A 12720-nucleotide genomic window follows, 5' to 3' on the forward strand; every position below is an offset into this window, starting at 1 on the left:
CCGGTTGCAAGCCCCGGCGCGGCGGGTCAGAAAGGGCGCAGCGCGGACGTCGGAGGAATGGCATGGATCAGGCAGAACGGGAAGCGATGCTGGCGGCAGTGCCGCTGCCGATGATCCATATCGGGCCGGACTGGCGGCTGACCACGGCCAACGGCGCGGGGCGGCTGTTGGTGGGCGAGGCGGCGCTGGGGCGGCATTATGCGCTGACCCTGCGGCATCCGGCCCTCGTCGAGGCGATCGAGGAGGCGGGGCGCGACGGCGCTGCGCGAGAGGTGCGCTACAGCGTCTCGCCCATGGCGCATGAGGTGGTCTATCAGGTGACGGTGGCCCCGGCACCGGGGGGCGGAGCGTTCTGCGCCTTCATCGACGTGACGGAGCAAGAGCTGATCGGCCAGCTGCGCCGCGATTTTGTCGCCAATGTCAGCCATGAGCTGCGCACGCCGCTGACCGCCCTGCTGGGCTTCATCGAGACGCTGCAAAGCAGTGCCAAGGATGATCCGGTGGCGCGCGAGCGGTTTCTGGGCATCATGGCGCGCGAGGCCGGTCGGATGACGCGGCTGGTGCGCGATCTGCTGTCGCTGAGCCGGGTGGAGGCGCAGGAACGGCAGCGCCCGTCGGCGCAGGTGGATCTGGCGGGGCTTCTGGCCTCGGTCATTGCGGCGCTGAAACCTGTGGCGCAGGAGGCCGGGGTGGAGATTGAACTGATCGGTGGCGGCGCGGCGCTGCCGATCCGCGCCGATGGCGATCAGTTGACGCAGGTGTTTCACAACCTGATCGAAAACGCGGTGAAATATGGCGCGCCGGGCAAGCAGGTCAGCGTGGTGCTGAGCCGCCTGCCGCAGGAGCCGGGGCTGCGCGGTCCGGTGGTGCGAGTGGATGTGCAGGACCGGGGCGAAGGGATCGACGCGATCCATCTGCCGCGGCTGACCGAACGCTTTTACCGGGTGGATACCCACCGTTCGCGCGAAAAGGGCGGCACCGGGCTGGGCCTTGCCATTGTCAAACATATCGTCAACCGCCATCGCGGGCGGCTGAAAATCGACAGCGTCAAAGGCAAGGGCAGCACCTTTTCGGTAAGCCTGCCGCTTCAGTGACGCAAGGCCGGTTACAGGCGGGCGATGCGTTCGATCAGCAGCTGATAGAAGCCTTCGGCGTCCAGATCGCCGATGAACAGCGCATTGGCCGGGCGGTCGGTGACGCCCCACCAATCGGCCACGGTCATGCCCAGCGTCAGGTCTGACTGGGTTTCGATGGCGACATTGATATGGCGGCCGGTGAACAGCTCGGGGCGGATCAGATAGGCGATGACGCAGGGGTCATGCAGCGGCGCGCCTTCGCTGCCATATTTCTGCATGTCGAAGCGTTCGAAGAAATCGGTCCATTCGGCCACCATGCGGCCCGGTTCGCTGCCAAGGCCACGAAAGGCCTCGATCCGGGCGCGGGTGGTCAGCGCCTTATGGGTCACATCCAAGGGCATCACCACGATGGGTGCGCCGGATTTGAACACGATATCAGCCGCTTCCGGGTCGACGTAAATGTTGAATTCGGCGGTGGGCGTGATGTTGCCCACCTCGAAATAGGCGCCGCCCATCAGCACGATCTGTTGCACGCGGGCCATGATATCGGGCGCGCGCAGGAAGGCGGTTGCGATATTGGTCAGCGGGCCAAGTGGACAGAGCGTGACCGTATGCGCCGGTTCGCGGCGCAGCGTGTCGATAATGAAATCGACGGCGTGCTGATCCTGCAAGGGCATCACCGGGTCGGCCATCTGTGGCCCGTCCAGCCCGGTCTTGCCATGCACATGCTCTGCCGTGACCAGATCGCGGCTCAGTGGCGCATCGCAGCCGGCAAAGACCCGGATCTCCGGCTTGCCCGCCAGTTCACAGATGATGCGCGCGTTTTTCTGGGTCAGCGGCAGCGGCACATTGCCCGCAACCGCAGTCAGGCCCAGAACCTCCAGATCTTCGGGGCTGGCCAGCGCCAGCAGGATCGCCACGGCATCATCCTGCCCCGGATCGGTGTCGATGATGATCTTGCGCGGCGTCTTGGTCATGGCATTCTCCTGTCGGGTGCAGAAAAACCGAAGGGCGCAGATTTGTCCACATGGTAAAATGTGGCAAGGCCAATTCCAACGCATACAAATGAAAAAAGGAGGCCGAAGGGCCTCCTTTTCCGTGTTTCAGGGACGGGGGATCACCCGTCGAAGTTGATCTCTTCCATGATTTTCAGCGCATCGGCGCGGTGGCCTGCCACGTCGGTCAGCGGCAGGCTGTCCGGGGTAAAGCTGCCCCAGCTTGCCACCAGCTCCGAAGTGGCGACGCCGGGCTTGACCGGGAATTCGTGGTTGGTTTCGGCATAGATCTTCTGTGCCGCATCCGAGGACAGCCATTCCATCAGCTTGAGGGCAGCATCCTTGTTCGGGGCGGATTTGGTCATCGCCACGCCCGACACGTTCAGATGGGTGCCGCCAGCGGCAAAGGTCGGGAACACGATGCGAACCGAGTCGGCCCAGGCCTTCTGTTCGTCATCATTGACCATCTGGCCCATGTAATAGGTATTGCCGAGGCTGATATCACATTCCCCGGCCCAGATCGCCTTCACCTGATCTCGGTCGCCGCCATCGGGCTTGCGGGCGAGATTGGCCTTCAGACCTTCGGCCCAGGTTTTCGCGGCGTCCAGCCCGTCATGGGCGATGACGGCGGACAGCAGGGCGATGTTGTAATCATTGGTGCCCGAACGGGTGCAGATGCGGCCCTTCCACTTCGGGTCGGCGAGGTCTTCATAGGTGGTGACTTCGCCGTCTTTCACACGCTCCTTGCTGGCATAGACGATCCGCGCGCGGGCGGTCAGGCCAAACCAGTTGTCATTCGCATCGCGGAAGGCTTCGGGGATATTCGCCTCCAGCACATCAGATTGCACCGGCTGGGTCACACCCGCCTCGACCACTTGGGTCAGCCGCGCGATATCGACGGTCAGCACCAGATCGGCGGGCGAACGGTCGCCCTCGGCCACCAGACGTTCCACCATGCCTTTGTCGACAAAGGCGATATTGGTGGTGATGCCGGTTTCTGCCGTGAAGGCATCCAGCAGCGGCTGGATCAGCTCCGGCTGACGGTGCGAATAGATGTTCACCTCATCGGCAAAGGCCGGAAGGGCGGTGCTGCACAATGCCATGGCGAGAAGGGCGCGGTTCATTCTTGACCTCTTTCGTCAGTTTTCTGACGCCCATAAACATGAGTCTTTTACTTGGGTCAATAGGTGAGTGAATCCCTTGGTCATTTTGGCGCGGGGCCTCAGCCTTGCTGCGCCGCCTTCTCCTCGGCCTTGGCGCGGTTCCACAGCGCATCCATTTCCGCCAGATCGCTTTGGCCCGGGCTGCGCCCCGCCTCGGCCAGCCAATCTTCGATCCGCTGGAACCGGCGGGTGAATTTGGCATTGGCGGCACGCAGCGCGGCTTCGGGATCCACCGACAGATGACGGGCTAGGTTGGCCATCACGAACAGCAGATCCCCGAATTCCTCGGTAACCTCGGCCTCGGTCAGGCTGCGGCGTGCCTCGACCAGTTCGCGCGCCTCTTCGGTGATCTTGTCGATCACCTCTTCGGTAGAGGGCCAGTCAAAGCCCACACGGGCCGCGCGTTTTTGCAGTTTGACCGCGCGGGTCAGCGCGGGCAGGGCGACGGCCACACCGTCCAGCGTGCGCGGCTCGGCCTTGGCGGCCCGTTCGGCGGCTTTCAGGCGTTCCCAGGCCAGCGTCTGCTCTTCTGCGGTCAGCGGATTGGTGTCGTCACCAAAGATATGCGGGTGCCGCGCCACCATCTTGTCACTGATTGAGGCGACCACATCCTCAAAGGCAAAAAGCCCTTCTTCTTCAGCGATTTGCGCGTGAAACACCGATTGCAACAGCAGATCGCCCAATTCACCCTTCAGCTCATCCCAGGCCTGTCGTTCGATGGCATCGACCACCTCATGCGCCTCTTCCAGCGTATAGGGGGCGATGCTGGCGAAGGTCTGTTCAATATCCCAGGCGCAGCCATCGGCCGCCCGCAGACGGGCCATGATTTCCAGCAGGCGGGGCATTCCTGCCGTAGCGTCATGCACAAGCGTGTCGCTTTCGGTTCGGGGCAGAGGGCGGTGGGGCATTGCGGCGGCTCCGGTTTTCGGGTTCCCTCTGCGGATTAGCCCTGAACCGACCAAGGAGTCCACCATGCCCGTTCTCAATCGCATCGCAGATTATGCAGACGAGATGAAGGGCTGGCGGCGGCATCTGCATCAACACCCGGAACTGGAATTCGCCTGCCATGACACCGCCGCCTTCATTGTCGCGCGTCTGCGCGAGATGGGGGTCGACGAAGTGCATGACGGCATTGCCACCTCGGGCGTTGTCGGCATCATCAATGGCAGCGGCGACGGCCCGACCATCGGCTTGCGCGCGGATATGGATGCGCTGCCGATTGTAGAGCTGACCGGGGCAGACCATGCCAGCACCGTCCCGGGCAAGATGCACGCCTGCGGCCATGACGGCCATGTGACCATGCTGCTGGGCGCTGCGAAATACCTGTGCGAGACGCGCCGCTTCAAGGGCCGTGTCGCGCTGCTGTTCCAGCCCGCCGAAGAGGATGGTGGCGGCGGCAATGTGATGGTGCAGGAAGGCGTGATGGACCGCTTCGGCGTGTCAGAGGTTTACGGCATCCATAATGCGCCCGGCGTGCCCTTCGGCCATTTCCAGACCAATTCCGGCGCGCTGATGGCCTCGGTCGATACGGCGTTTGTCTATGTCACCGGCAAGGGCGGCCATGCCGCGACGCCGCATGATTGTATCGATCCCATCGTGGCGGTTGTGGCGATGGTGCAGGCGGTGCAGACCATCATCACTCGCAATGTCTATGCGCTGGACGAGGTGGTGATTTCGGTCACGCAGATCCACGCAGGCACCGCGAGCAACATCATTCCCGAAGAGGCGATGTTCTGCGCGACCATCCGCTGCTTCAACCCCGAAGTGCGCAAGCTGTTGAAAAAGCGTTTCTACGAGATTGTCGAAGGACATGCGGCGGCCTTCGGGGTCAAGGCGCGGGTTGATTACGACTGGGGTTATCCGGCTACCGTGAACCACCCGTCCCAAGCGGAATTCGCGGTGTCGGTGGCGCAGGAAATCTCGGGCGAGGCGGCGGTGAACGGGCAGTCCCCGCGCGAGATGGGGTCAGAGGATTTCAGCTATATGCTGGAGGCCCGGCCCGGCGCCTATCTGTTCCTCGGCACCGGGCCGGGGGCAGGGCTGCACCATCCGGCCTATGATTTCAACGACGAGGCCGCTCCGGTGGGGGCCAGCTTCTTCGCCCGGCTGGTGGAACGCGCATTGCCGCTGTAACGCGGCACCGAGGGGAGCCATGAAACCGCTGTCGCATCGCCACTTTGCCCGCCCTGCCGCAGCTGCACGGGCGCTGGTCGGGCATCGGCGCACGGCGGGCAGCGATCTGGCCCTCGCCACGGTTCTGGCGGCGATTGCGGGGGCGGCCAATGCGGGCGGCTTTTTCGCGCTTGGCCAATATACCTCGCATATGACCGGCTATCTGTCGCAGATGGCCGATAATCTCGCACTGTCGCAACTGCGCATGGCGGCGATCAGCGCCATGGCCATTGCCGCCTTTATCTGCGGCGCGGCGCTCAGCACCCTGTTGATCAATGCGGCCCGCCGGCGCGATGCCCGGCTGCAATATGCCGTGCCGCTGGCGGTGCAGGGCGTGTTCATGGCCTGTTTCGCCGGTGGCGGCCTGTTCACCACCGAGGCGGGGCGGCTGTTTTCGCTGGCTTGCCTCTGTTTCATCATGGGCATGCAGAATGCCACGATCACCAAGATTTCCGGCGCGCGCATCCGCACCACCCATGCGACCGGCATGGTGACAGATATCGGCATCGAAACCGGCCGGGCGCTGTTTGGCCGCCTCTGCCGGGGCAGCTCTGTGCAGGCGGATGGCGGCAAGCTGGCCATCTTGATCCGGCTGGTGCTGGCCTTTCTGATCGGTGGCATCATCGGGGCCTTCGGTTATGCACGGCTCGGGTTCCTGTTCTCGCTGCCGCTCGCGCTGATCCTCCTGGCGCTGTCGGTGCCGACGCTGCTGTGGCGGCGATGATTTGATCAAATGGCTTGACTCTGCCGCCCCATGCGCCAAAATCGCCCCACCCGGATCCGGCGCGTCTCCGAAGTTCAGAATGACGACCACTTTCCTTCTGACGAGCTGCTCTCATGGCCCTTGAAGATGCCAAGACCGATGTTGATACCGCCTTCACCCGCAAGGGTCTGCGCGGTTATGCCTTTGAAAATGCCTTTGGGGGGGCCACCTCCTTCCTGCGCCGCACCTATACGAAAGACCTGAGCGGAGTCGATCTGGCGGTGACCGGCGTGCCCTTCGATCAGGCGGTGACCCACCGCACCGGCACCCGCTTTGGCCCGCGCGCCATCCGCGAAGCCTCCAGCCTGCAACCCTATGACCCACCGCATGGCTGGGGCACCGATCCGCTGGCCGATCTGAACGTGATCGACTATGGCGATCTCGCCTTCGATTACGCCAAGACCGCCGATTTCCCCGAAACGCTGACGGCTCATATCCGCACCATTCTGGCGGCGGGGGCCGGTTCGGTCGTGCTGGGCGGCGATCATTACATCACGCTCCCCATCCTCAAGGCCTATGCCGAAAAGTTTGGCCCGATGAGCGTGATCCATTTCGATGCCCATTCCGACCTGTGGCAGGATGATGATTACAGCCGGATCGACCATGGCACCATGATGTACAAGGCGGTCAAACTGGGGCTGGTCGATCCGAAACGCTCGGTGCAAATCGGCATCCGCACCTATTGCGAGGATTACCTCGGGATGAATGTGATCGACGCGCGTGAATGTCATGAAATCGGCGTTGCCCGCATCGTTGAAAAGGTGAAGGCCATCGTCGGCGACAATCCGACCTACCTCACCTTCGACATTGACGCGCTCGATCCGGCCTTCGCCCCCGGCACCGGCACCCCGGTCTGGGGCGGGCTGGCCAGTTGGCAGGCAGCGGCGATCCTGCGCGATCTGGCGGGGGTCAATCTCGTCGGCGGCGATGTGGTCGAGGTCTCGCCCCCCTATGATACCACCGGCGCCACCGCCATCGCGGGCGCCCATGTCGCCTACGAGCTGATCTGCCTCTATCACTGGACCCGGCACAGATGCGGCTGATCCTCGCCGTCACCTTCGGACTGCCGCTGCTGGCGGCGCTGGCCTTCGCCGGGTTCATCCGCCTCGCACCGCTCGATCCGGCGCGCTGGCATGTCAGCCTGGCCGAGCCGCGCCGCACCGGCAAACCGAATGATGTGCGCCTGCGCCCGGAGGGCGGCGACATCGCCGCCCCCGTCTTTGCGCTGCCTCCCGCCGATCTTGCGGCAAAAATCGCAGCCCTGGCCCTGGCCGAGCCGCATACCCGGCTGCTGGCCGGCAGCGTGGCCGAGCAGCACATGACCTTCGTGCAGCGCTCCGCTCTCTGGGGGTTCCCCGATCTCATCACGGTTGAAACCCTGCCCGCGCCGGGCGGCGCCACCCTGCGCCTGTGGTCGCGCGCCCGCTTCGGCTATTCCGATTTCGGCGTCAACCGCGCCCGCGCCACCCGCTGGCTCGCCGCCCTGCACTGATCCCTTCATCTTGGCAAAAATATCCCACGGGGGTCTGGGGGTGTGAAACCCCCAGCCTTCCTCTCAGCCCCGCGCCGCCCCCTTGACCCGCGTCCGCCTTCGCGCCAAACCCGTGCCATGGTTCCGTTAGACAAGCTTGATCAGATCACCCGCCGTTTCGAGTTTCTCGAAGCAAAGCTTGGCACCGGCGCGCTTCCGGCCGAGATTGCGGTGCTCAGCCGCGAATATTCCGATCTCAAGCCCGTGGTGGCTGACATCGCGGCCTATCGCAGGGCGCTGGCCGATCTGGCCGAGGCCGAGGGCTGGCTGGCCGATCCCGAAATGAAGGCGCTGGCCGAAGAAGAGCTGCCCGTCCTTCGCGCGCGGATTCCAAGGATGGAACAGGCGCTGCGCCTCGCGCTCTTGCCGAAAGACGCCGCCGACGCCCGCCCGGCCATCCTCGAAATCCGCCCCGGCACCGGCGGAGAAGAGGCGGCACTCTTCGCAGGCGATCTGGCCCGCATGTATCAGCGCTTTGCCGAAAGCCGCGGCTGGCGGTTCGAGATCCTCGAACAGCAGCTCTCCGATCTGGGTGGCCTCAAGGAATTCACCGCCCATGTGCAGGGCGAGGGTGTGTTTTCCCAGCTGAAGTTCGAGGCGGGCACCCACCGGGTGCAGCGCGTGCCGGAAACCGAGGCGGGCGGGCGCATCCATACCTCTGCCGCCACGGTCGCGGTGCTGCCCGAAGCCGAAGAGGTCGATCTGCTGATCCCGGCCAGCGACATCCGCATTGATACGATGCGCGCCAGCGGGGCAGGCGGGCAGCATGTGAACACCACCGATTCCGCCGTGCGCATCACGCATCTGCCCACCGGCATCATCGTCACCAGTTCCGAAAAATCGCAGCACCGCAACCGCGAGATTGCCATGCAGGTGCTGCGCGCCCGTCTCTATGAGTTGGAGCGCGACCGCGTGGCCAATGCCCGCGCCGCCGATCGCAAGGCGCAGGTCGGCAGCGGCGACCGCTCGGAACGCATCCGCACCTACAATTTTCCGCAGGGCAGGATGACCGATCACCGCATCAACCTCACGCTTTATGCGCTGCCGCAGATCATGGCGGGCGATCTGTCCGAGGTTATCGCGGCGCTTGTCGCCCATGATCAGGCCGACAAACTGGCCGAGATGGACGCATGACGGCAGCCTTTGCTTTGCGCGACGCCACGGCGCGGCTGGCGGCGGCGGGCGTGCCGGATCCCGCTCGCGATGCGCGGCTGCTGCTGGCCCATGCCTTGGGCATCGCGCCGGACCGGGTGCTGCTGGCGCTTCAGGATCCGCTGCCCGCAACCGCCGCCGCGCGGTTTGATGCAGCACTGGCCGCGCGCGCGCAGCGCCAGCCGGTCAGTCAGATCACCGGCCAGCGCCTGTTCTGGGGCCGCAGCTTCCGGGTGACCGCGGATGTGCTGGACCCGCGCCCCGAAACCGAAACCCTGATTGCCGCTGCCCTGCAACGACCCTTCGCACGGGTACTGGATCTGGGCACCGGATCGGGCGCGATCCTGCTGACGCTTCTGGCCGAACGCCCAGAAGCCACCGGGCTTGCCGTCGATCTGTCGCCCGCAGCGCTGGACGTGGCGCGCACCAATGCCGAAAGCCTTGGCCTCGCGGAACGTGCCACGTTTCAGCAGTCCGACTGGCTGGCCAATGTGGCGGGGCAGTTTGATCTCATCGTCTCCAACCCTCCCTATATCGCCGCTGCCGAAATGGCCGACCTCAGCCCCGAGGTGCGCGACTGGGAACCGCATCTGGCGCTGACGCCGGGTGGCGACGGGCTGGAGGCCTACCGCACCATCGCCGCGCAGGCGCCCGCGCATCTTGGCCCCGACGGGCAACTTATGGTGGAAATCGGCCCGCAACAGGGGCAGGCGGTGGCCGAGCTGTTCACCGCAGCCGGTCTGCACACCGCCCGCATCCTGCAGGACTTCGACGGGCGCGACCGTGTGGTTGCGGCAAAGCGCCGCATATAAGCGGCATGCCAGTGCCATCTGCGCGGAATTCTGCCTTGCTTTGCGGGCCCGCGCAGAGATTTCACTTGTCAGACCGTGCTGCACATGATTACTCACAAACAGCAGGTGTGCGGCTTTTATGCTGCCTCTGCGGTCAAGCCAAAAAGCATGACGACACCCCGCCAGATAGGCAAAGCCCGTTTACGGCAGGCGGTCGGCCACAGCCAGTATAGTCTGGATCAAAGGACAAGATGAGATCCTCCAAGTCCCGCTCGCGTTCGAAATCGAACCGCCCGCGCACGATGGGCAACATCGTGAACCGTGTCTTCGACAGCTCCGGGCCGGAAGGCAAGGTGCGCGGCACGCCACAGCAGATCATCGAGAAATACCTGTTCCTCGCCCGCGACGCACAGCTTTCCAATGATCGGGTTGCGGCAGAGAATTTCCTGCAACACGCGGAACATTACACCCGGATGCTGGGCGAGGCGCAGCGCGAACTCGCCGCCGAACAGGAAGCCCGCCAACAACAGCATGGTGGCAATGGCACCGGCGGCACGCAGCAGAATGGCAATGGAAACGGTCAGGGCGGTTATCGGGACCGCAACGACCGTGGCGATTACCGCCCAGAGCCGCGCGAAGACCGCGATCCGGGCCAGAGCGACCAGCCCTATCTGCGCGAAGACAGCAGCTTTGCCCCGCGCGACGAAGACAGCGGTCTGGTGGAAACCCCGGAAATGAAAGCGCCGGTCGCGGCCCCCCGGCACGAGCGGTCTGACCGCGCGCAAGAACCGCGCGCCGAAGGCGAGGCCAAGCCCAAGGGTGAACGCCGTGAACACCGTGGCAATGGCGAGCGCCGCAACAATGAGCGCAACGAACGCCGCCCGCGCCCGGCCGAAACGACTGAGGCCCCGCGCGTTGCGCCGGAACCTGTCGCCGTAGCACCGCAACCCGCGCCGGCTCCGCAGCCCGCTGTGATCGAGGCACCGGCTGCGGTCGAAACCGCCCCGGTCGCCGCGCCCAAGCCGAAAAAAGCCCCGGCCCCGCGCAAGCCGAAAGTGGAAAAGCCGAAATCGGAAACCCCGGGCAGCGATGCCGATGGCAAGACCGAAGCGGCAGAGTGATCCTGCAAAGATAAAAAAACGGGGCCAGATGGCCCCGTTTTTTTATGTCCAGTCGTCTGACACAGGATCAGCCGCGCGCCACCTCACGCGCCAGCGCGCAGAACCCCTCCAACGAGATCTCCTCGGCCCGCGCCGTCGGCGCAATGCCCGCCGCTTCCAGCCGCGCCTCCACATCCGGTCCCAGCCCCTTCAGGGACGAGCGCAACATCTTGCGTCGCTGGTTGAAGGCCATGGCTGTCACCCGGTTCAACACCGCCTCATCCGCCGGATAGCGCGGGCCGGGCAGGCGGGTCAGATGCGCCACCGAGGAATGTACCTTCGGCGCAGGGGTGAAGGCTTCGGGCGGCAGATGCAGCACGATCCGCGCATCGCAGCGCCATTGCGCGAGCAGCGCCAGCCGCCCGTAATGATCGGTGCGGGGCTTGGCCACGATCCGCTCGGCCACCTCTTTCTGGAACATCAGCGTCAGGCTGTCCCAGACCGGCGGCCAGACCTTCGGCGTCAGCCAGCGGATCAGCAGTTCCGTTCCCACATTATACGGCAGATTCGCCACGATGCGGATCGGCGGCGTCAGATGCGCCATCACATCCACCTCCAGCGCATCGCCGTTGATCACATCCAGCCGCCCGGGATAGGCCGCCGCAATCTCGGCCAGGGCGGGCAGACAGCGCGGATCCTTCTCCACTGCCAGCACCCGCCGCGCCCCCTCGACCAACAGCCCGCGCGTCAGACCACCGGGGCCGGGGCCGACCTCCAGCACGTCACAGCCCGACAGATCCCCCGCCAGCCGCGCAATCTTGGCGGTCAGGTTCAGATCCAGCAGGAAGTTCTGCCCCAGCTGCTTTTTCGCCACCAGATCATGCGCGCGGATCACCTCGCGCAGTGGCGGCAGACCATCAATCGTCGCCATGGAACCCGGCTCCTGCTTTCATCTTGGCACAAATATCCTGGGGTCCGGGGGGACCCCCCCGGCGCTCACCCTGTGCGCGCCGCCGCCATCTGATGCGCCATGCGCAGCGCCGCCACAAGGCTTGACGGTTCGGCAATGCCCTTGCCCGCAATATCCAGTGCCGTGCCGTGATCGGGCGAGGTGCGCACGAAGGGCAGGCCCAGCGTCACATTCACCCCGCCGTCAAAATCCACCGTCTTGATCGGGATCAGCGCCTGATCGTGATACATGCAGATCGCCACGTCATAACCGGCGCGTGCGCGCGGATGGAACAGCGTATCGGCGGGCAGCGGCCCCCGGATTGCCATGCCTTCGGCGGCCAGACGCGCCACCACCGGGGCGATGATGGCGGCATCCTCATGCCCCATCGCCCCGCCTTCGCCCGCATGAGGGTTCAGCCCCGCCACTGCCAGACGCGGCTGTTTCAGCCCGAAATCCCGGCGCAGACCGGCTTCGGTCAGGCGGATGGTCTGCTCCAGCAGGGCGGGTGTCAGGGCGCGCGGCACCTCGGCAATCGGAATATGGATGGTCACCGGCACCACCCGCAGCGCGGGGGCGGCCAGCATCATCACCACCTGTTCGACCCCGGCCAGAAAGGCGAGATATTCGGTATGGCCGGGAAATTTGAACCCCGCGCCATCCTTCAGCACCTTCTTGTGCAGCGGTGCCGTGCACAGCGCCGAGGCCTGACCCTGCTGCACCAGCGAGACACAGCGCGCAATCACCTCGACCACACCGCGCGCATTGGCATAGGTGATCTGGCCGGGCGTCGCGGGGGCGGCAAAAGGATGCGGCAGCACCGGCAGCACCGTGCCGGGCAGGGCCAGCGCCTCGGTAGGGCTGTGGATCACCTGGCTCGCGGTCCCGGGCGGCAGATGGCGCGGATCGCCCATCCAGAAGAACGGCACCTCTGTCCCCAGAATGGCGCGGGCCTTCACGGCGATTTCGGGGCCAATGCCTGCGGGTTCGCCACAGGACAGCGCAATCGGGGCATGCGGGGCGGTCAT

13 protein-coding genes are annotated in these 12720 nt (G+C 65.1%); 8 read left to right on the forward strand and 5 right to left on the reverse strand.

The window, feature by feature from the left end:
• Positions 1–62 precede the first annotated feature (62 nt).
• Positions 63–1094, forward strand: a complete 1032-nt coding sequence (locus KM031_RS00100; protein ID WP_215504380.1) for a sensor histidine kinase — start codon at positions 63–65, stop codon at positions 1092–1094.
• Between the two features lie 11 nt (positions 1095–1105).
• Here KM031_RS00100 and KM031_RS00105 read toward each other — a convergent pair whose 3' ends face one another.
• From KM031_RS00105 to mazG, 3 genes are all read right to left on the reverse strand, one after another.
• Entirely contained in the window at positions 1106–2053 is a 948-nt protein-coding gene (locus KM031_RS00105) for a nucleoside hydrolase (RefSeq protein WP_215504379.1), read from the reverse strand.
• A gap of 140 nt (positions 2054–2193) precedes the next feature.
• Complete coding sequence (locus KM031_RS00110) at positions 2194–3195, reverse strand: Fe(3+) ABC transporter substrate-binding protein (protein ID WP_215504378.1); 1002 nt, start codon at positions 3193–3195, stop codon at positions 2194–2196.
• 98 nt (positions 3196–3293) lie between these two features.
• The gene (gene mazG / locus KM031_RS00115; RefSeq protein WP_246566970.1) at positions 3294–4079 is read right to left on the reverse strand and encodes a nucleoside triphosphate pyrophosphohydrolase; all 786 of its coding nucleotides are present in this window, start codon (positions 4077–4079) and stop codon (positions 3294–3296) included.
• Between the two features lie 127 nt (positions 4080–4206).
• Between mazG and KM031_RS00120 the strand changes: the two genes are divergently transcribed.
• The 7 genes from KM031_RS00120 (at position 4207) to KM031_RS00150 (ending at position 10764) form a co-directional block, all read left to right on the forward strand.
• The gene (locus tag KM031_RS00120) at positions 4207–5367 is read left to right on the forward strand and encodes a M20 aminoacylase family protein (protein WP_215504376.1); all 1161 of its coding nucleotides are present in this window, start codon (positions 4207–4209) and stop codon (positions 5365–5367) included.
• Positions 5368–5386: 19 nt separating this feature from the next.
• The gene (locus tag KM031_RS00125; protein WP_215504375.1) at positions 5387–6130 is read left to right on the forward strand and encodes a YoaK family protein; all 744 of its coding nucleotides are present in this window, start codon (positions 5387–5389) and stop codon (positions 6128–6130) included.
• Between the two features lie 113 nt (positions 6131–6243).
• Entirely contained in the window at positions 6244–7212 is a 969-nt protein-coding gene (speB, locus tag KM031_RS00130; RefSeq protein ID WP_215504374.1) for an agmatinase, read from the forward strand.
• Positions 7203–7661, forward strand: a complete 459-nt coding sequence (locus KM031_RS00135; RefSeq protein WP_215504373.1) for a DUF1499 domain-containing protein — start codon at positions 7203–7205, stop codon at positions 7659–7661. Before speB ends, KM031_RS00135 begins: the two co-directional genes overlap by 10 nt.
• A 117-nt stretch (positions 7662–7778) precedes the next feature.
• Positions 7779–8834, forward strand: a complete 1056-nt coding sequence (gene prfA, locus KM031_RS00140) for a peptide chain release factor 1 (protein WP_215504372.1) — start codon at positions 7779–7781, stop codon at positions 8832–8834.
• Positions 8831–9664 carry a peptide chain release factor N(5)-glutamine methyltransferase gene (gene prmC / locus KM031_RS00145; protein ID WP_215504371.1) on the forward strand — a complete coding sequence of 278 codons (834 nt, stop codon included), beginning with the start codon at positions 8831–8833 and terminating at the stop codon, positions 9662–9664. Before prfA ends, prmC begins: the two co-directional genes overlap by 4 nt.
• A gap of 230 nt (positions 9665–9894) precedes the next feature.
• On the forward strand, positions 9895–10764 hold the full coding sequence (locus KM031_RS00150; protein ID WP_215504370.1) for a DUF4167 domain-containing protein: 870 nt from the start codon (positions 9895–9897) through the stop codon (positions 10762–10764).
• Between the two features lie 67 nt (positions 10765–10831).
• Here KM031_RS00150 and rsmA read toward each other — a convergent pair whose 3' ends face one another.
• Both rsmA and pdxA read right to left on the reverse strand, forming a co-directional pair.
• Positions 10832–11674: a 16S rRNA (adenine(1518)-N(6)/adenine(1519)-N(6))-dimethyltransferase RsmA gene (rsmA, locus tag KM031_RS00155; RefSeq protein WP_215504369.1), complete on the reverse strand. Its 843-nt coding sequence runs from the start codon at positions 11672–11674 to the stop codon at positions 10832–10834.
• Positions 11675–11739: 65 nt separating this feature from the next.
• Positions 11740–12720, reverse strand: a complete 981-nt coding sequence (gene pdxA, locus KM031_RS00160; RefSeq protein ID WP_215504368.1) for a 4-hydroxythreonine-4-phosphate dehydrogenase PdxA — start codon at positions 12718–12720, stop codon at positions 11740–11742.

It is taken from the genome of Gemmobacter fulvus (genome assembly GCF_018798885.1).
Taxonomy (GTDB): Bacteria; Pseudomonadota; Alphaproteobacteria; order Rhodobacterales; family Rhodobacteraceae; genus Gemmobacter; species Gemmobacter fulvus.

Excerpts from the sequence above, each read along its gene's own strand:
- KM031_RS00100 (WP_215504380.1), top strand. The coding sequence starts at position 63 with ATGGATCAGGCAGAACGGGAAGCGATGCTGGCGGCAGTGCCGCTGCCG.
- pdxA (WP_215504368.1), bottom strand. The coding sequence starts at position 12,720 with ATGACCGCCCCGCATGCCCCGATTGCGCTGTCCTGTGGCGAACCCGCA.
- KM031_RS00120 (WP_215504376.1), top strand. The coding sequence starts at position 4,207 with ATGCCCGTTCTCAATCGCATCGCAGATTATGCAGACGAGATGAAGGGC.
- KM031_RS00135 (WP_215504373.1), top strand. The coding sequence starts at position 7,203 with ATGCGGCTGATCCTCGCCGTCACCTTCGGACTGCCGCTGCTGGCGGCG.
- prfA (WP_215504372.1), top strand. The coding sequence starts at position 7,779 with ATGGTTCCGTTAGACAAGCTTGATCAGATCACCCGCCGTTTCGAGTTT.
- KM031_RS00125 (WP_215504375.1), top strand. The coding sequence starts at position 5,387 with ATGAAACCGCTGTCGCATCGCCACTTTGCCCGCCCTGCCGCAGCTGCA.
- KM031_RS00110 (WP_215504378.1), bottom strand. The coding sequence starts at position 3,195 with ATGAACCGCGCCCTTCTCGCCATGGCATTGTGCAGCACCGCCCTTCCG.
- mazG (WP_246566970.1), bottom strand. The coding sequence starts at position 4,079 with ATGCCCCGCCTGCTGGAAATCATGGCCCGTCTGCGGGCGGCCGATGGC.
- rsmA (WP_215504369.1), bottom strand. The coding sequence starts at position 11,674 with ATGGCGACGATTGATGGTCTGCCGCCACTGCGCGAGGTGATCCGCGCG.
- KM031_RS00150 (WP_215504370.1), top strand. The coding sequence starts at position 9,895 with ATGAGATCCTCCAAGTCCCGCTCGCGTTCGAAATCGAACCGCCCGCGC.
- KM031_RS00105 (WP_215504379.1), bottom strand. The coding sequence starts at position 2,053 with ATGACCAAGACGCCGCGCAAGATCATCATCGACACCGATCCGGGGCAG.
- speB (WP_215504374.1), top strand. The coding sequence starts at position 6,244 with ATGGCCCTTGAAGATGCCAAGACCGATGTTGATACCGCCTTCACCCGC.
- prmC (WP_215504371.1), top strand. The coding sequence starts at position 8,831 with ATGACGGCAGCCTTTGCTTTGCGCGACGCCACGGCGCGGCTGGCGGCG.